We start from the raw sequence: 23,354 nt of genomic DNA on the forward strand, positions 1-23,354 counted from the left end.
AGGAAAGGTTCATGAAAAAGAGATTTTTTTCACGGGGACTATTTTTCACGATGATGTTGGTCTTCGTACTGGCGCTTGCGGCGTGCTCGGAGAAAGAGGCAGCAACACCAACGCCTTCTTCGAACACAGGGGAGACGAAGACAGAGGAGAAGCCTGCTAATGAAGAAGGCGTATACTCCATTGAGGATTTTAACAATGTTAAAACCAATGAGGGCACTGCCATTGAAGGTGGATCCATCACTTACGGGCTCGTGTCCGACACAGCATTTGAAGGAACACTGAACTATAACTTCTATTCCGGTAACCCTGATTCCGTAGTTCTCGGTTGGTTTGATGAAGGTTTGCTGACTTGGGATAAAGACTATGTATACACCAATGATGGTGCAGCAACGTATGAGACATCGGAAGACGGGAAAACGTTCACATTGACCATTCGTGATAATGTAAACTGGCATGATGGTAAGCCAGTAACAGCTGAAGATTTGCAGTTCGCGTTTGAGGTAATCGGTCACAAAGACTATGATGGTCCCCGTTACGATTCCAACTTCACAAATGTAGTAGGTATGGATGAATACCACGCAGGTAAAGCAAAAACAATTTCCGGTATTAAAGTGCTGAGCGACAAACAAATCAGCATTACGTATAAAGAATCTACACCGTCCCTGCTTACAGGTGGCGTATGGACGTATCCGCTGGCTAAACATATCTTCGGGGATATGGAAGTAGCGAAAATGTCCTCTTCCAAAGAAGTGCGTGAAACTCCAATCGGTTTTGGTCCATTTAAAGTGGAAACCATTACTCCAGGTGAGTCTGTAACCTACGTTAAGAATGAAGATTACTGGCGTGGAGCTCCAAAACTGGATAAAGTGACTCTGAAAGTTATCAACCCAACAACGGTTGTTCAAGAATTGAAATCTGGCGGGGTAGACCTCGTGGATGCATTCCCGACAGAGCAATATAAAGACAATGCAGATATGTCCAACGTAGAATTCCTGGGTACAATCGACCGTGCTTATACGTACATCGGTTTCAAACTGGGTACATGGGATGAAGAAAACGGAAAAGTTGTAACGAATCCTGATGCAAAAATGGCTGACAAAAACTTGCGTAAAGCAATGTGGATGGCTGTAGACAACGACCAAGTCGGTAAACGTTTCTATAACGGTCTGCGCTGGAACGCAACAACATTGATTCCACCGTCTCACCCGGAATTCCATGACTCCAACAATCCGGGCGTAGCATATGATCCTGAAGCAGCAAAAGCATTGCTTGATGAAGCTGGCTACAAACTAGATGGCGAGTTCCGTACTAAACCCGACGGATCACCGTTGGAAATCAACTTTGTTTCTATGACAGGTGGTGACATCGCTCAACCTCTGGCCCAATACTATGTTCAATCTTGGGCAGCAATCGGCCTGAAAGTGAACCTCGAAATGGTTGAATTTAACAGCTTCTATGACCGTGTAGGTAACACAGGTAAAGATGATCCAAACATCGATGTGTACCAAGCAGCATGGGGTGTAGGTATTGACGTAGACCCAGCAGGCTTGTATGGTCGCGATGCACTGTATAACTTCTCCAGATTCTCAAGTGAGAAAAATGATGAGTTGCTTGCAAAAGGTGTCTCTGCTGAAGCCTTCGACGTAGACAAACGCAAAGAAATCTACAATGAATGGCAGCAGTACATGGTTGATGAAGTTCCAGTATTCCCGACGCTGTACCGTGCTGTAGTAGCACCGGTCAACAAACGTGTGATGAACTACGCTATTGGTGATGGAACGGGGATCTACCTGAACGATCTGGCTGTTAACGCAGACAAACCAGTAGTGGCTGAGTAATTATACTTTTCTTATTCTAACTATAAGTGCCATGTTCTCAAGGAAAGGTTACTTTTGAATCTATGAGCAGCCATAAGGATTGGGGTCCTTTGACGAAATCGGTTGCTCGATCGGGTAAATGAATTCCTCTGGGTACGATAAAAAGTGTCAATTAAAACATGGATTCTATCACTCTGGCATGGGGTGAATAGAGTCCATGTTTTTTTGATGACAAAAAAATAAAAAAAATTTAACTTTTTTGCAAAAAAGTGCAGACCAAATGCCTCTTTCATTCGTCTATATCTATAAGAGGTGATTCACTGATGAAAATATGGTGGAAACGGGCAGGAATGCTGCTGGCTCTGCTGGTCATTATATATGTGGGTGTTAAACCGGACATACTTATAGGCAAACCGGGAATCAAGGCAGAATCTGCGGTACTGATGGATTTGAGTACAGGCAAGATCCTGATGGATTATAACGGTTCAATGGAAATGGCCCCTGCGGGTATCAGCAAGTTGATGACAGAGCTGCTCGTCATGGAAGCTGTTATGAATGGCGAGGCACGCTGGGATGATGCGGTTAATGTTAGCCTGTACGCCAGTTCGGTGGGGGGCACTCAGCTTGCACTTAAGCAAGGTGAGAAATTTACAGTACAGGAGCTTTTCCAGACGATGGCGGTGTATTCCGCTAATGATGCAGCTGTCGCGCTTGCAGAGCATATTGGTGGCACAGAGCAGTCGTTTGTACAGAAGATGAACGAGAAATCCTCAGAGATTGGCATGTCGACGGATACTGTCTTCAGGAATTCAACAGGACTAAGTGAGAAGCAGCTGGGTCCTAACCGTCCTGATGTAATTCAGGGACAGACCGTTATGACAGCTACGGATGCATGCAAACTTGCACAATATCTGATTGAAAATTACCCCGAAGTACTCAAGGTCTCCAGCCAAACGCAGGTCTCCATGCATCAAAAAGGGATTTATATGAGTAACACGAACTGGATGCTATCGTCCATTGGAGGACCTTACACTTACGACGGCAATGACGGATTGAAAACTGGCTATGATCCACTTACAGGCTACCACTTTGTAGGAACAGCAGAGCGCGATGGCAAAAGACTGATCTCGGTCGTATTTGGTACAGAAAGCCGCGAAAGCCGTTTTAACGAAACGCGCAAACTACTAAATTATGGTTTCTCTGGCTCAAAGAATTAAATGTTGCCGTATTCCCCTAACTGTAAACTTATGGATTATCATGGTAAAATGATTTACGAATAATTCCATATTATTCTGTAATTCACTTATAAGGGGGACTTAATATTGAACGCAATTAGCAAAAAGGTATATGCTGTAACGCTAACCATGGCCATGTCCATTGCTCTGATTCAGCCTGCAGTTCTGGCAGCCGAAGCAAGCAAGCCTACAGCAGCCGTTGCTGAAGCCATAACTTCGAAGGCAGCACAGACGCTTCAGCAACTGGGATACATAGATGGTACAACAGATGGAATGCAACAAACACAGACACCAATAACGCGTGCTCAAGCAGCAATCATCCTACAACGTGTACTTAAGCTCGATACACCTGCATCTCTTACAGGCTTCGCTGATGTTCTGGCTCAAGACGAAGCTGCACCGGCAATCTATGCATTGAAGCAAAGTGGTCTCATTCAGGGACAAGCCAAAGGCTATGCACCGAATGCACCACTCACACGGGCACAGATGGCCTCATTATTTATCCGGGCATTTGAATTGAAAGATAACGGAATACAGGTCGTATACAGTGATATGAAACAGATTCCCGCAGTACATGCAGAGGATGCGATCCGCCTCAAGCAGCATTTTATCATTGAAGGCAGTGCATTTAATGCCAAGGGTACAGTGACTCATGGTGAATTTGCCGAAGCATTGTATCTGGCACTAGGGCTTGATGTAGCAGCCGAGGGCCTTACACCATTAGAGGATTTCTTCAAGCAACCTGCTCAGGCTGGATTCCAGATGTCGCCGGACGGCAAGCATATGGCCTATCTCGAACCGTGGAATAACCGTATGAACGTTGTAGTTAAGGAAAATGGCAGTACAGGCAAGCCGATCCGGATTACGAGTGAAACCGATCGCAGTATTGCTGCCTTTGTATGGGCTACCGACGATAAGTTGCTCTATGTGAAGGATGAAGCCGGAGACGAGAATTATCATATTTATGTTACGGATATGGATGGGAAGAACAGCAAGGATCTTACCCCATACCCCAATACAAGAGCCATGTTGGTTGATCCGCTGGAGAGCATTCCAGATGAAATTCTGGTGGGCATGAACAAACGTGATCCTCGGATCTTTGATGTATACCGCATCAACATTAAGACAGGCGAAGCTGTGCTTGCTGCCGAGAATCCAGGTAATATCTCGGGCTGGTTAACAGACCACGAAGGTAAGATTCGTGTTGCCGTATCCAGTGATGGCAACGTATCCTCGTTAATGTATCGCGATTCGGAGGATAAACCGTTTGAGCCATTGCTAACCACAGAGCTGGGAGAGACGTTTGTTCCTCTGATGTTCACCTATGACAACAAAAATATCTATGTTGCGTCTAACCTGGATCGGGATAAAACAGCTATCGTGGAATTTAGTCCTAGCACCAAGAAGGTAACCAAAACCATTTATGAAAACAAAGACGTGGATGTAAGCAGCTTCGTGCCTTCCAAAGAGAAGGGAACAATTCTTGCAGCAGTTTACGAGACAGACAAGATAAACTATGAATTCTTCGATGACGAGTTCAAAAAATTAATGCAGGATCTTCAAGCCAAAGTGCCCGGCGAGGAAGTTAGCATTTCCAACATGAGCGAAGAAGGTCAGGTCCTGTTCGCCGCTTATAGTGACAAGTCGATGGGCACCTATTATTTCTACGACTCGAAGACAGGCAAGCTGGATAAACTGGCTGATGCTGCACCATGGATTGATGAGAGCAAAATGTCAGACATGAAACCTGTGACCTATACGTCACGTGATGGTTTAACCATTCATGGCTATCTGACACTACCTAACGGGGCGGAAGCTTCCGGGCTACCACTCGTTGTTGTCCCGCACGGCGGTCCATGGGCTCGTGACTCATGGGGCTTCAGTCCGGAAGTCCAGTTCCTTGCCAGCCGCGGGTATGCTGTACTGCAGGTGAACTTCCGTGGCTCTACTGGCTATGGCAAAGCGTTCCTGGATGCAGGAAACAAAGAGTGGGGCAAAGCGATGCAGAACGATCTTACGGATGGCGTAAACTGGCTGGTAAAAGAAGGAACAGTTGATCCAGAACGTGTAGCCATTTACGGAGGATCTTATGGAGGTTACGCAGCGCTAGCTGGACTGGCATTCACACCGGACGTGTATGCAGCCGGCATCAGCTATGTGGGACCTTCCAATCTGTTCACCCTGCTGGATTCCCTTCCACCCTATTGGGAGTCTGAGCGGAACATGTTCTATGAGCGCATGGGTGATCCGGTGAAGGACAAGGAGCTGCTGACTGCAGCCTCACCATTGTTCCATATCGATCAGATGAAGGCGCCGCTATTTGTCGTACAGGGTGCGAATGATCCGCGGGTTAAACAGGCAGAGTCTGATCAGATCGTGGAAGCACTGCGTGAACGTGGTGTGGATGTACCTTACATGTTAAAAGCGAATGAAGGTCATGGCTTCGCTAATGTTGAGAATCAGCTTGATCTGTATCGGGCCATTGAGAAATTCCTCCATCGTCACTTGATGCAGTAATAGTGTACATTCAAGTTATTCTGTTTACTAAATTAAGAAGCCATAGGTTATCTTCATAAGTCAGCGAGCTGTCCCTCAGATTAGATTCAAACATAATCTGGGGGCAGCTTTTTTCTTAAAAGCATGCTAATTACCAGAGTAAATTCATATTAATGAATTGACATATGAAATCCCTTTGTTTTAAAATGACCAGTGAGTCATTATTGTTTTATTTTGTTTAATATATATGTAGCATCCCGGCATAGGCTGGGTCATTGTGATCTGATCGGGGAGGTAAGAAGAGATGCAAAAACAAATGAAATGGCCGCTCATTTTATTTGCGATAGGGGTATTCATGGCTGCACTCGATAATGGTATTATCACGTCATCGCTGACAACGCTAAATGCTTCGTTTGGCGTATCTCCAACGTGGGGAGCATGGACAATTACCCTCTATACGCTTGGTCTTGCGGTGAGTGTACCGATTGCAGGGAAGCTGTCGGACCGTTATGGCCGCAAAAAGCTGTTTTTGATTGAAGTCGCACTGTTCGGAATAGGATCATTGCTTGTCGCAATGAGTCCATCATTTACCTTCTTCCTGATTGCGCGTGTCATCCAGGCACTGGGTGGTGGCGGGATCTTTATTATTGCCAGTTCGTATGTGCTGAGTAAGTTTCCTGCTGAACGTCAGGGTACAGCCTTAGGCTTGCTTGGAGGCATGAATGGTGTTGCTGCGATTCTGGGGCCAAATATTGGTGCTTTTATTTTGGATATTACGGGAAATTGGCACTGGTTATTCCTCATTAATGTACCGATCGCCATTCTCTTATTTATCGCGGGCATTCGATTCATCCATGAAGAACAGGAGTTGAATCGCGCTGCGGTGGACTGGAGTGGTATTGCCGTTCTCACACTCGGGGTACTGAGTTTGATGTACAGCTTCAGTAATCTGGACGGCGTAGATATGCTGCAGAGCCTCGGCTCGCCGATGTTCTATGGATTTTTCCTGGCAGGTGTGGTCATTCTGGTGTTCTTTTACTTTTTGGAAAAAAGGCTGGAAGGCTCGCAACGTGAACCTGTCGTATCGACTCAACTTCTGGGCATTGCGTCCTTTCGTTGGACGCTGCTGATTGCCTTTTTCTCGGGAGCCATTCTGGCATCCGTGATCTTCATTCCAGGCTTCGTGGAGCAATATCTGGGTGTATCCAGTACAGCTTCAGGTTATTGGTTTACCCCGCTTGCCTTGGCGTCAGGTATTGGTGCAGGTGGTGGTGGTTACCTGGTTGACCGCAAAGGACCGATCTGGACCTTATCCGTTGCCGGTTTGCTGTCTGCGATTGGATTCCTGCTGTTCCCGCTATGGGTAGAGCATATCTGGCAGTTTGTCATTGCGAGTGTGCTTGTCGGGATCGGTTTCGGCATGATGCTGGGGGCGCCGGTAAACGTGCTCGTCACGGAACAGGCTGGTGAGAACAACAAGGGCATTGCCGTAGCAACCAGTTCCTTGTTCCGCCAGATGGCGATGGCCATTGCGCCTACCATCTTTGCAGGATTTCTCGCACGTTCGTTCTCCAACTTGGGCTCCAATATTCAGACAGGGCTCGCTGATCAGGGAATCCAGGTTCCTCCAGAATTGCTTCAACAGTATGCCTCAGGAGCAGGCGGAGCATCGGGAAGCGATGTGGCGAGTCTGACGGAAGGATTGTCCCAAATTCCTGACCCAGGTATTCGGGATGTGCTGATCCAAGCCGTTCATCAAACGACTGGTCAAGGCTACAACGGGCTGTTCTGGTCTGCCGTTATCTTCAGTGTACTGACCTTGGCAGCTGCCCTGATTACTGGACGTTTGCGTACAAGAGAGAAAAACAAACGTGTGGATACAGTATCCACCAATTGACCTTATAGAATAGATCTACGTATAATTTGAAGAGAACAGCCTTACCTTTGAACGAGCCAAAAAGGAAGTGCTGTTCTTTTCAATTTAACCGTATTGTAACTTTTCGTCCTGTAGCAATGTTTAAAATAGAACGAGCGTGAGCGTTGTTCCTGCCCGAGATAGAGAAAAGTTCAGAGAGCACCGTGTCATAAGCAGTTTCAGACGTTTAATGATATGTAGTATCGAATTTCATTTTGACAGTGAAGAAGGAATCGATGAATGAAAAGCAGAACTAAAGAAAAGAAGAAGAAAAGAAGAAAAGGCATATATATAACTCTCGTGTCGCTCGTTGTTTTGTTGATTGGCGGGTATTTGTTTCGCCAGCAGCTCGCTGTAGCTGCATTTGACCTGTTCCTGGCGGGCTCTGTAGAGGGCCAGTTGTCCAAATCGTATGTTCCGCAAGAGGGCAATAAAACGCCTGACCCAACCGTCTATCGCAAAGAGCCGTTTTCGGTGCTGCTGCTTGGTTCTGACAAACGTGCTTACGAGAAAACGCGTGGTCGCTCGGATACGGTCATTTATGCCGTGGTCAGACCGAAAGAATCACGTGTATTGCTCGTATCCATCCCCCGTGATACTTATGTGCAGATTGTTGGACGTGATGCCAACAAGGATGGCATAGATGATTACGACAAACTTGCGCATGCCTACGCTTTCGGAGGGGAGAATATGTCCATTAATACGGTGGAGAAGTTTCTGGATGCGGATGTAGGCTACTATGCAACGATCAATTTTGACGGAATCAAAAAGGTCGTGGATGCGCTTGGTGGAGTGAAGCTGCCGATAGAAGAGGATATCGTGAACAAGGATCCGAATCACGTACAATTCACGATTGAAGGCGGCAAACCGATCTATGATGGTCAGGAAGCCCTTTATTATGTAAGATACCGCGAGGATAGTGATTTTAATCGTACCAAGCGGCAGCAGATTTTCCTGAACGCCATGGCAAACGAAATGCTGAGTCTGAATCAGATTACGAAAATTCCGGAATTGATTCAGATTATGGGAGAGAACTTCCAGACAGACATGCAGCCATCATTTATTACTGATCTGGCCAAACAGGTCATGACCCAGGATAAACCGCAAATCTCGAGCTTCACCATTCTCGGCGAAGGGATGCGTAAAGACGGTATCTATTATGGTCAGGCGGATGAGAAGGATGTCCAATATGCCAAAGAGCTGATTAACAACTGGATGGATGAATCGACCCCAGCCGGTGAAGTCATGGTTCCAGACCGGCAAGCGATCGACTAATGAATTCCATACAGACCATGTGTATGACAACAATCAGCAGTACGTTAATGAGCGGGCTGCTGATTTTTTTCATTGGAGGGCGATTTTAACCTTTTGGAACATCTTGCGTTTTGATCCGTATAATATAAGTTGAGGCGTAACTTGAAGTAGAAATACAAGGAGGATACGTAAGGGTATGAACATCGCATTTTTTTTGCTGCCTAAGCAAGAGGTTACCTGTGTAACGTCGGATTCTACTCTGCGGCAAACGTTGGAACGAATGGAGTATCATCGATTTACGGCGGTACCCATTTTGAATAAGGAAGGCAAATATATAGGCACGGTCACCGAAGGTGATCTGTTGTGGTATATGAAAAACGCTGAGGGAAAGATTTCATTTGAAAACGCTTCAAAATTTCTGCTCAAAGATGTACCTCTTCGCCTCGATATTAAGCCGGTATCCATTGATGCCAATATGGAAGACCTGATCAATCTCGCCAAGGTACAGAACTTTGTGCCTGTAGTCGATGATATGGAACGTTTTATTGGTATTGTACGGCGCAGTCAGATTATTGAATACTGTGAAGGCATTGTCTCCAAAGAGTCCATGAAAGCCAAGTAAGAAATAATAAATGAAATTAAGCTTCATTGAACGCGGATAATCAGAGCCTCTCAGTATCATGTTAAGCATTAGGAAGCATAAGAAGCGCGGGCATTTTCCTGCCATGGGGGATGATTTTGTGGACCCCCTTTTTATGCTATAATGGAGAATAAAGCTTTTTCGGGGAGAGTGACTTTCGCCAATATGCCTAAAGAACTGGATGTAGCCAAACGCGCTAAAGTGATTGAATGGCTGAAAACCGAAGTACTTGACCAGGTATCCCGATTGTTTAAAGCGTTATGGGAAGGCAGTACCTCCCGCATCGGGGACAGTCTCGCCAGTCTGATGATGAGTAGTTACATATTGGGCCGAAGGCTCGGTATTCCTTTCAAGGATCTGGATGCATTGTTAATTGAGAAGTTGAGAAAGCACAAATCGGAAGGTCACCAGCTTGAAGACTGGTACCAGGATATATCCGCGCTAGAAGATCATATGCGTAAGAGGTGAATTTGTTGAAATTTAGCTTGAAGTCAGCCGTCTGGAGCGCAGTATACCTGCTCTTGCTGCTTTCGCTGTTAACTCCTTTATCGGTTCTCGCCATATTTTTCATGATGGTTCCTGGAGTTATTTTGTATGCTTCCTTATCTGTGAAATCATTTATATGGCACCTTGTTCCGGTAGCGGTCATATTAGTCCTGTTTCATCCGATCTATCTATTACTGCTGCTGCTGTTCACCCTGCCTGCGATCATTATGGGTAATGCCTATAAGAAAAGGAAATCGGCCTTGTTCGCATTATTGTCGGGAACCGGAGCCATGCTGGCAGAATACCTGCTGCTCTTGCTGATTGGAAGTGTTATCTTCCAATTCGATCTGTCGAGTTATATTGATGATGTAGTGAGACTTACAATTGAGCCACTAACGAATACGTCTAATCAAATGGTAAATGGCTTTGCGTGGACACCTGAAATGACTCAGGATGTCGCAAGGCAGACACAACTTATGATTCCGTTCGCTTTGGTTGTGACATCCATGGTGATGTCGCTCATCACACACGTGATTGCTCGTCCTATTTTGAATGTGATGGGTGTATCCGTATCGAAGCTGCCACCAGCGCGTGAATGGCGTATGCCTCGTGCTCTGATCTGGTATTATTTCCTGGCACTGCTCTTCGAGGTCATCTCCAGACAGAGCGATGGGACATACTGGACGATGATTGCGATGAACTTGTCGCCTTTGATTAATCTGGGCTTCATGATTCAAGCCATCGGTTTCTTCTTCTTCCTGGCACATGCGAAGAAGTGGAACCCGGTTATACCGTATTTGCTGGCGGTTGCGGTCTTCTTCATTGGGCCGCTTCGGATTATCGGGATTATCGATCTGGCGTTCCCGCTTCGCGAGGCAATATCGAGACCAAAACGTTAGGGTGATGAGTCATGCCTAAATTTCTGAAGAAACGCTGGCACGGCTACTATACCGTATGGGCGTTCATACTGCTGCTTCTGCTTGTTATGTTCGTGACCATCTATAACTGGGCGCTTGGTTTGATTAGTCTGATACTGGCTTCAGCGCTGGGAATCGTCATGATTAAGGCGGAGATGGCGTTCCGCCGCGAGCTTAACGACTACATTAACGGCCTGTCCATTCGCATCAAACGAATGGAGGGCGAAGCAATCAGCATGCTCCCATTCGGGATCGTGCTGTACAGCGAGGATCGTACGGTAGAGTGGCACAACCGCTTTGTTGGGGAGATGTTTCAGGAAAAGACGATGGTGGGCAATCCACTGCTTAACCTTTTCCCGAAGCTGCCTCAGCCGAAAGAAAAAAAGGATGGAACCAAAGAACCGGCCAAGGAACTTCATGATGAGTTCCAGTTGGATGACCGGTTCTATGGCGTTATTCATAACCCGCAGGAGCGGTATGTATATGTTTACGAGATCACGGAGCTTGCCATACTGCGCGATAAATATGAGAATGAACGCATTGCACTGGGTATTCTGGTATTGGATAATCTGGATGAGGCTTCACAAGGGATGGACGATCAGCAGCGAACTGCGCTTATCGCGCGGGTAACAAGCGAGATTACATCCTGGGCGAAGAGATATGAAGTTTACTTACGCCGTCTCTCTTCTGACCGCTATCTGATGATGCTGAACCATAAGTCGCTGCAGGAGCTCGAACAGAGCCGTTTCGTCATTCTGGATGAAGTGCGAGAGATGACGGCAGATCTTAAAGTTCCGATGACACTCAGTATTGGACTTGCATTTGGTTCGGAAACGATCAGTGAGATGGGTGAACTGGCACAGTCCAGTTTGGATATGGCGCTTGGACGCGGCGGGGATCAGGCTGCTGTGAAGTCCGGACAACGCTTGTCCTTCTACGGTGGAAAATCCAATGCTGTGGAGAAACGTACACGGGTCAGAGCACGGGTAATTGCCCATGCCTTGCGTGATTTGATGCAGGAGAGCGATCGAGTGCTGATCATGGGTCACAAGATGCCCGACATGGATGCAATCGGAGCTTCAATTGGCGTGTGGAAGGCAGCAAGTTTATACAATGTAGAAGCAAGAATTGTCCTGGATGGAATCAACCCATCCATCGAACGATTAATGGAGCAGGTGAATAAGGATGAGAAATTGTCCAAAGCCTTCATCTCACCTGAGCAAGCGACACAAATGATGACGGAGCATACGTTGCTCGTAGTGGTTGATACCCATAAGGCATCGATGACGATGGAACCGAAGCTTGTGCAATCGGCCAATCGCGTCGTGGTGGTAGATCACCACCGCCGCGGAGAGGAATTTATTAACGATGCGGTATTAATCTATCTGGAGCCATATGCTTCTTCGGCTGCGGAGCTGGTGACTGAGCTCCTGCAATATATTCATGACAAGGTACAATTCACTCCGCTTGAGGCAACGGCTCTGCTAGCCGGGATTACGCTGGATACGAAGCATTTTGCACTGCATACAGGTTCGAGGACATTCGAAGCCGCAGGTTTCCTGCGCCGCAGTGGTGCAGACACCATTATGATCCAGCGTCTCATGAAAGAGGATTTGTCAGAATATATTGCTAAGGCAGAAATCATAAAGCATGCTAAAATGGTATACGGGAATATTGCGCTGGCGGTCACGGATCCCGGCAGCAAGATTTCACAGATGATGATTGCCCAGGTGGCAGACACATTGCTGAATATGACGGATGTGGTCGCTTCATTTGTTATTAGTGAGCGTCCGGATGGACTGATCGGCATCAGTGCAAGGTCACTGGGCCGCATGAATGTTCAGGTCGTCATGGAAAGGCTTGGCGGTGGCGGACATTTGACGAATGCTGCCGTGCAATTGGAAGGAACGCTTGGAGAGGCAGAAAAACGGCTGATGAACGTACTGGCTGAAATCGAAAAGGAAGAGGGGCTGTTCGAATGAAAGTCATTTTTATAAAAGATGTAAAAGGTCAAGGGAAAAAAGGACAAGTGAAGGAAGTATCCGAGGGATACGCACAGAATTTCCTTCTGCCACGGGGAATGGCACGCTTGGCTACAGACGGTAACATGAAAACGCTGGATAACCAGAATGCAGCGGAGGAAAGACGCAAGCAGGAAGAGAAAGCTGAAGCGGAAGTACTCGGCAAAAAGCTGGAAGCAGAAGTCACTGAGCTGAAAGCAAAATCCGGCGAAGGCGGCCGATTGTTCGGTGCAATTACAAGCAAACAGATCGCTGAAGCTCTGGCTGCAAAAGGTCTGAAAGTCGACAAACGCAAAATTGAGCTGGACGAGCCTATTCGCACACTCGGCGTAACGCAAGTAACCGTCAAGGTTCACCCTGAAGTGAAGGCTACCTTGAAGGTACAGGTAACGGAGGAGTAAGATGGGCGGCGAAATGTTATTCGACCGGATTCCCCCACAGAACCTGGAAGCCGAACAGGCTGTGCTGGGTGCAATCCTGTTGCAGGGCGAAGCCCTGATTACAGCGATGGAACGGGTGCAAACCGAGGATTTCTATGATAAGCCCCATCAATTGATATTTGAAGCGATGATTCAGCTTGGAGAGGAAAACCAACCGATTGACCTTGTCACGCTGACTTCGCGTCTGAAGGATAAAGGCGAGCTGGAGGACATTGGCGGCGTTAGCTATCTAGCGAAGCTGGCTCATGGTGTGCCTACGGCTGCCAACGTGGATTACTACGCACAGATTATCGAAGAGAAATCGATGCTACGGCGCTTGATCCGTACAGCTACGCAGATTGTTAGCGAAGGCTATACGGGCGGTGAAGACGTTGCTGCTATGCTCGGTGAAGCAGAGCGGCGCATTTTGGAGATTTCCAACCGACGTTCCAGCAGCGGTTTTATCGCTATTCAGGATGTACTGATGGAAGTGTTCGACAAAGTCGAGACGCTGCATCAGAACCGGGGAACCACAACGGGAATTCCGTCTGGATTTATCGATCTCGACAAGATGACTGCCGGATTCCAGCGTAGTGACTTGATTATTGTAGCTGCGCGTCCTTCGGTAGGTAAGACAGCCTTTGCCTTGAATATCGCTCAGAATGTTGGCATTCGGGCGCAAGAGACGGTAGCCATCTTCAGTCTGGAGATGTCAGCCGCACAGCTGGTACAGCGTATGATCTGTGCGGAAGCCAATCTAGACGCAGGGGTTCTTCGTACTGGTGAATTCAAAGGGGACGAGGACTGGCAAAAGCTGACGATGGGGATCGCTGCATTAAACGAAGCAGATATCTATATCGATGATACGCCAGGGATTACCGTAGCCGATATTCGTGCCAAATGTCGTCGACTCAAAAAAGAAAAAGGTCTTGGCATGATTCTGATCGACTACCTCCAGCTGATCAGCGGCCGCGGTAAAGCGGGCGAGAACCGTCAGCAGGAAGTATCAGAGATTTCGCGTACACTGAAACAGATTGGCCGGGAACTTGAGGTTCCGGTTATTGCCTTATCCCAGCTGAGCCGGGGTGTAGAGCAGCGTCAGGATAAACGTCCGATGATGAGTGACTTGCGGGAATCGGGTTCGATCGAGCAAGATGCGGATATCGTAGCGTTCCTGTACCGGGATGACTACTATAACCAGGAGACCGAGAAGAAAAATATTATCGAGATTATTATCGCCAAGCAGCGTAATGGTCCGGTAGGTACGGTTGAGCTGGTGTTCCTCAAAAACTTCAATAAGTTCGTTAACTATGAGCGGGCACATAATGATGCCTTTGCCATGTAGATGATAGTTACGTTATATTTTGCTAGTTAATAGAGAAGATCCTGTGCTCATCAACTACTAGTTAATATGGACTTATAAATAGATTCAAATTACGATATGTAGGGCCTTAATTCTATCGTGCAATTAAACCGGGGTTAGCCGTCAAGCTAGTTTTGACAGGCTGCCCCGGTTTTTTGCGTGAAAATATGGGGTTAATTCCGAACATTAAAGTAGTGCGATTACCAATTGTTCGCCATTTCATTTGACTTTGAAATAGGGGACTGGTACACTAGAATTGCTGCGTTAAAGCAGCGAAAACCTTCCTTGATATGTAACACGAGGTGGATTTTCACTGTCCGTTAGCACGCTTCTCCGCTGGTATTTTCACTTCGAATTCCTGCCGAGATAGAGGACGGACAGACCAATACAAAGGTGCGCAAGGCACCCACGGAGGTATGTACGATGTCAACGGTAGTTGTAGTGGGAACGCAATGGGGAGACGAAGGTAAAGGTAAGATTACGGATTATTTGGCTGAAAGCGCAGACGTGGTCGCTCGTTACCAAGGTGGTAACAACGCAGGACACACGATTCTGATCGACAACAAAAAATATAAACTGACGATGATTCCATCGGGCATTTTCTACACAGATAAAGCTTGTGTAATTGGTAACGGCATGGTTATCAACCCGAAGGCACTTATTGAAGAAATTAACTATATTCATGATAATGACTTTACAACCAAAAACCTGTTCATCAGTGAACGCGCACATATCATCCTGCCATATCACATGGTTCTGGATGCACTGGAAGAAGAGAGCAAAGGTCCTAACAAGATTGGTACAACCGGTAAAGGGATTGGTCCAGCTTACATGGATAAATCAGCTCGGATCGGTATTCGGATGGTTGACCTGCTTGATGCGGAAGAGTTCGAACTGAAATTGCGTCATCTGGTAAAAGAGAAGAACCGTGTGATTGAGCAAGTCTATGGCGGTGAGCCGGTAGATGTAGAAGAAATTCTGAAAGATTACCTGGGATATGCAGAAATCCTGCGTCCTTACGTACGTGATACATCCGTTGTACTCAACGATTCCATTGATGAGAACAAAAAAGTATTGTTTGAAGGTGCACAAGGTGTGATGTTGGACCTTGACCAAGGAACGTATCCTTATGTAACTTCATCCAACCCTTCTGCAGGCGGTGTATGTATCGGTTCCGGCGTTGGTCCTGCTCGCATTCAACAGGTCATCGGAGTAGCTAAAGCCTACACCACACGTGTAGGAGATGGCCCATTCCCTACTGAGCTGCATGATGCAGTTGGTGATCAGATCCGTGAGACAGGACATGAGTATGGTACCGTAACCGGACGTCCGCGTCGTGTGGGCTGGTTCGACAGTGTTGTCGTGCGTCACGCTCGTCGTGTCAGCGGCATTACAGGACTGTCCCTGAACTCTCTGGACGTGATGACAGGTCTTGAAACGGTGAAAATCTGCACAGGATACAAATACCGTGGAGAGATCATCACACACTACCCAGCTAGTCTGAAAATGCTGGCTGAATGTGAAGCGGTATACGAAGAGCTGCCAGGCTGGAGCGAGGATATCACCGGAGCCAAGAAACTTGAAGATCTGCCTGTGAACACACAGAACTATGTGAAACGTGTTTCCGAGCTGACAGGTATTCCAATCGCGATCTTCTCCGTAGGTCGTAACCGTGAGCAAACGAATCAAGTTCTTCCAATCTACGTATAATTTATGTTGAATCATAGACCCCCAGTTATCGCCTCATAGGCGATGACTGGGGTTTTTCGCATATCTCCTGATATAATCCCGAGATTTCCGTCAATACTGAATAACAGTAGAATCACAGACCTGATGTGCTGACTGCCACAGACAGGTTGGATAATTGGAGGAGGAGAACAGGGATGAAGTTGCTTCAATGGTTTGCCAAGATCGTACTTACCGTCATGCTGGTTAGTTCATTGACCCTACTGACAACCGGATTAATTGTACAATCGTATGTGAAGTCGCTGCTGGCGAGTTTTAATATTGAGTGGGAAGGTCAACCGCTGGGGTTAACATCCATGTTCCAGGGTACACTTGGTGGTAAGGCGAGCGAGGAGAACAAACCGGGGGCAGGAACAACGGATCAGCCGACTGGTGCTGAAGAGGAACAAGTTCCAGAGGATGCTATATCGGTCATGGGGAATGAAAAAGACCAATCTGAGACAAGCGCTGACAATGGTTCAGGAAATACAGGGAATGACTCAGATCAAACCGACCAGACGGCTTCAACCGGTGGAGGCGAGAGCAGCAACGTTGACCCAGGCAGCAGCATAGACACAGACCCCAATAAGGCTACAGAAGGTGCTGCGGGAAGTGGAAACGGGACAGCGGCTGGCAATGGTACGGCTGGAACCTCTGGTCATTCTGCTGGTTCAGGTAATGATGCTATTGTGGTATCACCAGATGATATTACCGGAACAAAGGACAAGCTGCCTCTGGAGGAAAAAGAGAAGATCTTCAGTCTGCTGATGGCAAAGCTCCCTCAAAATGAAATGCAGCAAATCTCGGGCGCAATGGAAGATGGCCTGACCGAACAGGAATTACGTGATATTGAACAGGTGATATCGAAATATCTGACGAGTGAGGAATACGATAATCTTATGGAAGTGCTTCAGGCTGAATAAGTAATAGTTTACAAATACGCATGATGTGTGTATAGCATATTCAATTCATACAACCATCCCTTGTCTGAGATCATCTGGCGAGGGATTTTTTGATTGTGTTTTTATGAAAACAATTATGCATTGTTGTGGGTCTTAGAACCTAGTCCTAAAACTAGACTGAAACTACATAGTATACCTGAACATGAGGCATAATGGGTAAGAATATGCGCCTGCCATGTTATGGATAATACAGGAAAACCAAGCGGGGCGCGGCTTTAGGCTGTGACGCCTAGAGTTGAAATGAGTGTAAAACCTGTGTTAAAGTATACGGGTGTGATAAAAGGTTAAAATTTTGACACTTTTATGAGCGCAGCTAAAGTCCTGATTAGCGGACACCCAGAACCAAATATCGACAGACTTGAGACAGACACGATGGGTGTGTCTTGACAGAAATGCGAACTGAGAAGTGCTGAAAAGGAGAGAATCATGAAAGGTTTCAGAGGCATACGCCAACCGGGCAAAAACCGGGTACACGAACAATCCGGAGAACACCGGACGGCCGAAGATAAAAACAACATGAGCATGTCCAACTTCAGTGTAAATAAAAAGCGCGTCCTGGCCTCGCGTAAATGGATCATTACAGCAGCATGCGGAGTGTTCATCGCTGCATCGGTTGGATTCGCAGGCAAGCAGTACGTTGCTGCAAACACCGTTCCATACTACAAGGTCATGGTAAAAGGGAATGAGATTGGCAGCATCACGGATGAAGCGCAATTACAGAAACTTTTTGCAGACAAAACCGAGGAATACCAAAATAAATATCCTGATGCGGAAATGGTGCTGAACACCGATGGCATCACGACCGAAACGGTAAAAGCGTATAAACCTGAAGTGAACAGCGAAGAAACGCTGGACAAGCTGGATGATATGCTGACAGCCTATGCCAAAGGTGTGGAACTCAAAGTGGATGGCGAAGTAATCGGCATTGTGAAGGATCAGGCAACAGCAGATGCCATTCTGGAACAAGTGCAGAGCAAATACATATCGGCATCGGCTGTGCGCAGTTCGCTCAAGACGAAGTCGGTATCGGCTAACTCGTCAAGCAAAGCGGAAGGGCCAAGTACAACGCTGAAGTCCGTAGACATCAAGGAAGATGTGGCGACAGAGTCAGTGAAGGCAGATCCGAACAAAATATGGGACGTGTCCGAGGCGGTTAAAGCATTAACCGTTGGTAAAGATGCGCCTGTAACCTACGTGGTGCGTGAAGGAGATACGATCTCTTCCATCGCAGCCAAATATGAGATTACGCAAAGCGAAATTCGCAAGAACAATCCGGGCATCAAGGAAACGTCACTGCAAATCGGGGATGAGCTTACGCTGACGGTGCCTAAACCGGCAGTTACGGTGAAGTCGGTTGAGCAGGTCGTGGAGCAAATTGAGATCAAACCACAAGTTGAAGTGCGAAAAAGTGATGAGCTAAAAGCAGGCACAACCAAAGTGGTACGTCCTGGACAAAGCGGACTAAAAAGCATGCAATACCGTGTAACCAAGGAAAATGGTGAAGTCATCAAGGAAGAATGGCTGGGCCAGGAAGTCATCAAGGCAGCGGTTACTGAGGTGGTGCTGAGCGGAACGAAAGTGGTCGGTGAGGGTACAGGTGAATTCGCTTGGCCTGTATCAAACGCAACGATGAGCAGCAGCTTCGGACAACGCTGGGGTCGTCAACATAAAGGTGTCGATCTGGTAGGTAACCGGGATGTGAAATCCGCCGATGAGGGCGTGGTTACTTTTGCAGGACAGAAGAGCGGGTATGGCAATGTCATTATCATTAACCATCGTAACGGATATGAAACACTGTATGGCCACCTGGACAGCATTGGCGTAAAGGTTGGACAAGTGATTGAAAAAGGGGAGAGCATCGGCATTATGGGCAACACGGGTCGTTCGACCGGAACGCATTTGCATTTCGAGATTATCAAGAACGGAACGCCAGAAAATCCGATGACGTATCTTAACTAGGGGAAAGAAATCAGAAGCAAGGTTGGCTTAAATGCCGGCCTTGTTTTTTCATGCTGTAAAATATTTTCAATTTGTAGCATTTGGATCGTTGGATCAGGATGTGACTGTCCTTCAGGTATGTTAAACTATACAGTAAAGATACCTTTATAGATCAAACCTTAGAATTACGTTTGTCATAGAAGATAAGATCCAAAAGAGATAAAGACCGCTAGAGCGGATCAAGCAGGATATAGGGGTGAATACAGCCGATGCAGGGGAAGATTTTGGTGGTGGACGATGAACAGCCCATTGCGGACATTCTGAAGTTTAATTTGGAAAAAGAGGGGTACGAGGTCATCTGCGCTTTTGATGGCATTCGTGCAGTTGAACTGGCGTTATCCGAGAAACCGGATCTGATGCTGCTGGACTTGATGCTTCCTGGCAAGGATGGCATGGATGTGTGCCGCGAGGTACGCGCCCATCTGGAGCTGCCGATTATTATGCTCACGGCAAAGGACGGCGAGATTGATAAAGTGCTCGGCCTGGAGCTGGGTGCGGACGATTATGTAACGAAGCCTTTCAGTACGAGAGAGCTGCTCGCCCGGGTGAAGGCACAGATGCGCAGACGACAGAAGCCTGCGATGGTAGCCGAGGCTCCGGAGGACGACGAGAAGCAGGTCATGCGTTTGTTTGATCTTGCCTTTGATATGGACATGTATACAGCCTATAAAAGTGGTGAACCGCTTGATCTGACGCACCGTGAATATGAGCTTCTCTATTATATGGCGAAGAATTCCGGCAAGGTTATGACACGGGAACATCTGCTGCAGGCAGTATGGGGATATGAATATTTTGGGGATGTACGTACCGTGGATGTTACGATTCGTCGTCTACGAGAGAAGATTGAGGAGAATCCGAGCAAACCGGAAACGATTCTGACTCGCCGCGGGCTGGGTTATCTCGTGCGTAGTCCCAAAAGCGTGGGGATATAATGGGGCGTTTCTCGCGATTTTCGTTCTTCCGAACGATTCAGGCGAAACTGATTATTATCTATGTACTGCTGATTTTGATTGCGATGCAATTGATCGGTGTTTATTTCGTGAGTGCGATGAAGAACTCCCTGACGAGCAACTTTACCGAGGATCTGCAGGCACGGGCGGAAATGCTGTCTGTTCTTGTTGGCGAGACCATGGCTGGCGGAGAAGCAGAGCCTGGCGAGGACAAAACGGAAAACTTGCGTGTACTGGTGAACAATCTGTTCAACATTAACGGTGCCGAGATTCAGGTGCTGGATGCCAGTGGTAAAGTGCTAACCACCTCCTTGAGTTCACATTCCGATTATGTGGGCCGCAAAAACACCCAGACCGTTGTCAGTCGGGCACTGCAAGGCATCCGGGATAACGAGGAGTATATTGTGGACGAAGACAATGTCCGTAAAAAGGTCGTGGCCAAGCCGGTCATGTCCGGCGGCAAGATCATCGGCGCGGTCTACATCGCCGCCTCCATGAACGAGCTGTACTCCACCATGGAGGGAATCAACAAAATTTTTATTTCCGGTATACTGATTGCCTTGGTACTGACCGCAGTGCTTGGTGTCATTCTGTCGCATACTATTACGCAGCCCATCAAGGAAGTTACCCGCAGGGCAACAGCGGTTGCCGAAGGGAACTTTGATCAGCAGACACCTGTATTTGGTACAGATGAGATTGGACAGCTCAGCCGGGCGTTCAACTACATGACCAGTCGCCTGCGGGACGCACTCTCCCAGAACGAAGAGGAGAAGGAGAAGCTGACGTCCATTTTAACGAATATGAGTGATGGTGTGGTCGCGACCGATGAATATGGCAAAGTCATTCTGGTCAATCGCCGGGCCAGCAGCATCCTGGGCATGCGCCCTGCGGATATCGAAGGCAGGCATTTTGCCGTATTGCTCGGTATTGATCCTGAAGATGCAGAAGCACTTGCAAGTGGCTTTACAGGCTCGACACTGCTGCAGATTGCACCTGCCGGGCAGGAGGAACCCGTGGTGATTCGGATGACATTTACGCCGGTTCATCGGCGCGAGTTGGGCATTACCGGAACGATTGCCGTGCTTCAGGATGTTACCGAGCAGGAAGAGCTGGAGGCATCCCGGCGCGAGTTCGTTGCCAATGTATCCCATGAGCTGCGTACACCGCTGACGACGATCAAGAGTTATGCAGAAGCGCTGGACGATGGTGCGCTTGAAGACCCGCAGCTGGCGGGACGATTCGTTGGCGTTATTCAGAATGAGACGGAGCGGATGATACGGCTGGTGACGGATCTGCTGCATCTCTCCAGGCTCGACTCCAAGGAAGCACTGCTACGCAAACAGCCGACGGATATTATGGACATGCTGGAGGAGGTAACGGATCGATTCTCATTCCAGATGCATCAGAAGGATATTCAGCCCGTATTGTCGGTCGAGAATGGCATTCCTGAGGTACCCCTTGATCGGGACCAGATTGATCAAGTCCTGGATAATGTCGTATCCAATGCGCTGAAGTATACGCTGGAGGGCGGCACGATTACGATTGCAGCCAGACGCAATGATGAGCATACCCTTGCCATTTCCGTGTCAGATACGGGGATGGGTATCCCGCAGCGGGACCTCGATCGTATCTTTGAACGGTTCTACCGTGTGGATAAAGCTCGTTCCCGCAGTATGGGCGGTACAGGACTCGGACTATCCATTGCCCGGGAAATTGTTAGGGCACATGACGGCACCATTTCTTTGGAGTCCGAAGTGGATGTCGGCACCACCGTAACGTTCACACTGCCTATGCGTGAAAAAGGAGGTGAGCACCTTGAAGGAACGGATTAAATCCCTGGTGCTCGCTTCTCTCGTTGCTGCCAGTCTGGTGCAGAGTTATTTTCTGATCTATCGTTTGCCCGGAGGCGGGGATTCCATTGTGACGTCTGAGACGAACTATGTGAAGACTGAGAATATGGGTCAGGAGCGAGATATTGAGGAACTGATCTTCCCCGATCAGATGATGATTCATCTGGGAGAGGACAAACATACCGTGTTTTATCCAGGCAATACCTTCTACCAGCTGATCTATTCACGTCTGCAAGGACGGACATTTGATGATTTTCAGCGGCGCACGGTACAGTCTGTGAACTGGGATCAGATCCGCAAGGATAACCCAGGCATTGAGCTGTCGTTCAAGGAAGGTATTCCGGTTGCCCTGCTGCAGCGAGTGATGCGACTGGGTACGGATTCATTGTTTCAGGGGGAAACCATTAACCGGATAGCGATCTATACCGCGAAAAATGAAACCAAAGCCCATGCCCTGTTCTTCAGTGCCAAGGGTGATGTAGTTTATGAAGCAACCCAGGCGGACCTGACGGTCCAGGACGTTCAGCAGCACGTCGACTTTGGTACCAACTGGACGCCATACACGCTGACGGATGGCGGATATTATATTCCGGCAGAGCCACTGGATGTGGTGGAGGCCGATGTGCCAACCGGGCAGTTCACGGTGGAGCAGATGCAGCGCAGCCTGTTCTTCGATCCCAGCATGACCCGAAATATTCGGGAAAAGGATGGGTCGGAGATCTATACAGACAGCAAACGAAGTCTGCAAGTGAAGCAGGATCAGCGCTGGATTAGCTATACGGACCCGGCTGCACCGCCTGCAGGGCAGATTGATGCGGCGAAGGACGCGCTGTCTGCGGTGGATTTTGTGAACCAGCATGGCGGCTGGAAAGGCCGTTCACGCATGATGCTGGATACCGTGGATAACAAAACACAGCTGGAGTTCCAACAGTATTATGGCAGTTTCCCGATTATGGATTCGGTGCAGTTCCGCTTTGGCACCATCAGTATGGAGATGCAGCAGGAGACCGTGTCCAGCTATGAACGCTCGCTGGAATACCTGAACGAGGGTGCCGAGACGAAGAAATCGGTGAAATTGTCAGGCGGAGACAAGCTGAAAGCACTTATCGAGAAGGTCGCTGGAGAGAGTCGCCAAGTGGTAGATGTGTATCCGGCGTATCGTCCGTCCACGATTGAAGGTGGACTGAAGCTGATCCCTGTATGGGTGATCCGCTTCAGCAACGGAGAGGAAACCACTGTTTCTTGATAGGTTGTTGTAGGGTGCCGGAGCCATTCGATTTGGAGCGAGGTGTAAGGTCACACGATA

17 protein-coding genes are annotated in these 23,354 nt (G+C 47.8%); all 17 read left to right on the forward strand.

Annotated elements, in window-relative coordinates; genetic code table 11:
- Positions 1–11 precede the first annotated feature (11 nt).
- The 17 genes from CHH60_RS28055 to CHH60_RS28135 all read left to right on the forward strand — a co-directional run bounded on the left by CHH60_RS28055 (position 12) and on the right by CHH60_RS28135 (position 23,294).
- Positions 12–1,838, forward strand: a complete 1,827-nt coding sequence (locus CHH60_RS28055; RefSeq protein ID WP_095362194.1) for an oligopeptide ABC transporter substrate-binding protein — start codon at positions 12–14, stop codon at positions 1,836–1,838.
- A 302-nt stretch (positions 1,839–2,140) separates the two neighbouring features.
- The gene (locus CHH60_RS28060; RefSeq protein ID WP_255248110.1) at positions 2,141–3,034 is read left to right on the forward strand and encodes a D-alanyl-D-alanine carboxypeptidase family protein; all 894 of its coding nucleotides are present in this window, start codon (positions 2,141–2,143) and stop codon (positions 3,032–3,034) included.
- 105 nt (positions 3,035–3,139) lie between these two features.
- A complete protein-coding gene (locus CHH60_RS28065) occupies positions 3,140–5,569 on the forward strand; it encodes a S9 family peptidase (protein ID WP_095362195.1) in 2,430 nt (809 codons plus the stop codon).
- Between the two features lie 283 nt (positions 5,570–5,852).
- Complete coding sequence (locus CHH60_RS28070; protein WP_095362196.1) at positions 5,853–7,445, forward strand: MFS transporter; 1,593 nt, start codon at positions 5,853–5,855, stop codon at positions 7,443–7,445.
- A 258-nt stretch (positions 7,446–7,703) separates the two neighbouring features.
- Positions 7,704–8,738 (forward strand): LCP family protein, encoded by a 1,035-nt coding sequence (locus CHH60_RS28075; protein ID WP_095362197.1) that lies wholly within the window; start codon positions 7,704–7,706, stop codon positions 8,736–8,738.
- Between the two features lie 175 nt (positions 8,739–8,913).
- Positions 8,914–9,339 carry a CBS domain-containing protein gene (locus CHH60_RS28080; protein ID WP_095362198.1) on the forward strand — a complete coding sequence of 142 codons (426 nt, stop codon included), beginning with the start codon at positions 8,914–8,916 and terminating at the stop codon, positions 9,337–9,339.
- Between the two features lie 183 nt (positions 9,340–9,522).
- Positions 9,523–9,825, forward strand: coding sequence for a MazG-like family protein (locus CHH60_RS28085; protein WP_095290575.1), 303 nt, complete (start codon positions 9,523–9,525; stop codon positions 9,823–9,825).
- The gene (locus tag CHH60_RS28090; RefSeq protein WP_255248111.1) at positions 9,822–10,742 is read left to right on the forward strand and encodes a DUF2232 domain-containing protein; all 921 of its coding nucleotides are present in this window, start codon (positions 9,822–9,824) and stop codon (positions 10,740–10,742) included. The genes CHH60_RS28085 and CHH60_RS28090 overlap by 4 nt, the downstream gene beginning before the upstream one ends.
- An 11-nt stretch (positions 10,743–10,753) precedes the next feature.
- Entirely contained in the window at positions 10,754–12,742 is a 1,989-nt protein-coding gene (locus tag CHH60_RS28095) for a DHH family phosphoesterase (protein ID WP_095362199.1), read from the forward strand.
- On the forward strand, positions 12,739–13,182 hold the full coding sequence (gene rplI, locus CHH60_RS28100; RefSeq protein WP_095290578.1) for a 50S ribosomal protein L9: 444 nt from the start codon (positions 12,739–12,741) through the stop codon (positions 13,180–13,182). Before CHH60_RS28095 ends, rplI begins: the two co-directional genes overlap by 4 nt.
- 1 nt (position 13,183) lies before the next feature.
- Entirely contained in the window at positions 13,184–14,545 is a 1,362-nt protein-coding gene (gene dnaB / locus CHH60_RS28105) for a replicative DNA helicase (protein WP_095362200.1), read from the forward strand.
- A gap of 441 nt (positions 14,546–14,986) precedes the next feature.
- Positions 14,987–16,273, forward strand: coding sequence for an adenylosuccinate synthase (locus CHH60_RS28110; RefSeq protein ID WP_095362201.1), 1,287 nt, complete (start codon positions 14,987–14,989; stop codon positions 16,271–16,273).
- A 173-nt stretch (positions 16,274–16,446) separates the two neighbouring features.
- Positions 16,447–17,211, forward strand: coding sequence for a hypothetical protein (locus CHH60_RS28115; protein WP_095362202.1), 765 nt, complete (start codon positions 16,447–16,449; stop codon positions 17,209–17,211).
- A gap of 465 nt (positions 17,212–17,676) precedes the next feature.
- Complete coding sequence (locus CHH60_RS28120; RefSeq protein WP_095362203.1) at positions 17,677–19,209, forward strand: peptidoglycan DD-metalloendopeptidase family protein; 1,533 nt, start codon at positions 17,677–17,679, stop codon at positions 19,207–19,209.
- Between the two features lie 248 nt (positions 19,210–19,457).
- A complete protein-coding gene (gene yycF / locus CHH60_RS28125; protein ID WP_095362204.1) occupies positions 19,458–20,180 on the forward strand; it encodes a response regulator YycF in 723 nt (240 codons plus the stop codon).
- Positions 20,180–22,030, forward strand: a complete 1,851-nt coding sequence (gene walK / locus CHH60_RS28130) for a cell wall metabolism sensor histidine kinase WalK (RefSeq protein ID WP_095362205.1) — start codon at positions 20,180–20,182, stop codon at positions 22,028–22,030. The genes yycF and walK overlap by 1 nt, the downstream gene beginning before the upstream one ends.
- Entirely contained in the window at positions 22,014–23,294 is a 1,281-nt protein-coding gene (locus tag CHH60_RS28135) for a YycH family regulatory protein (RefSeq protein WP_095362206.1), read from the forward strand. The genes walK and CHH60_RS28135 overlap by 17 nt, the downstream gene beginning before the upstream one ends.
- Positions 23,295–23,354 lie beyond the last annotated feature (60 nt).

The organism is Paenibacillus sp. 7523-1 (assembly GCF_002276415.1).
In the GTDB taxonomy this organism is placed as follows: domain Bacteria; phylum Bacillota; class Bacilli; order Paenibacillales; family Paenibacillaceae; genus Paenibacillus; species Paenibacillus illinoisensis_A.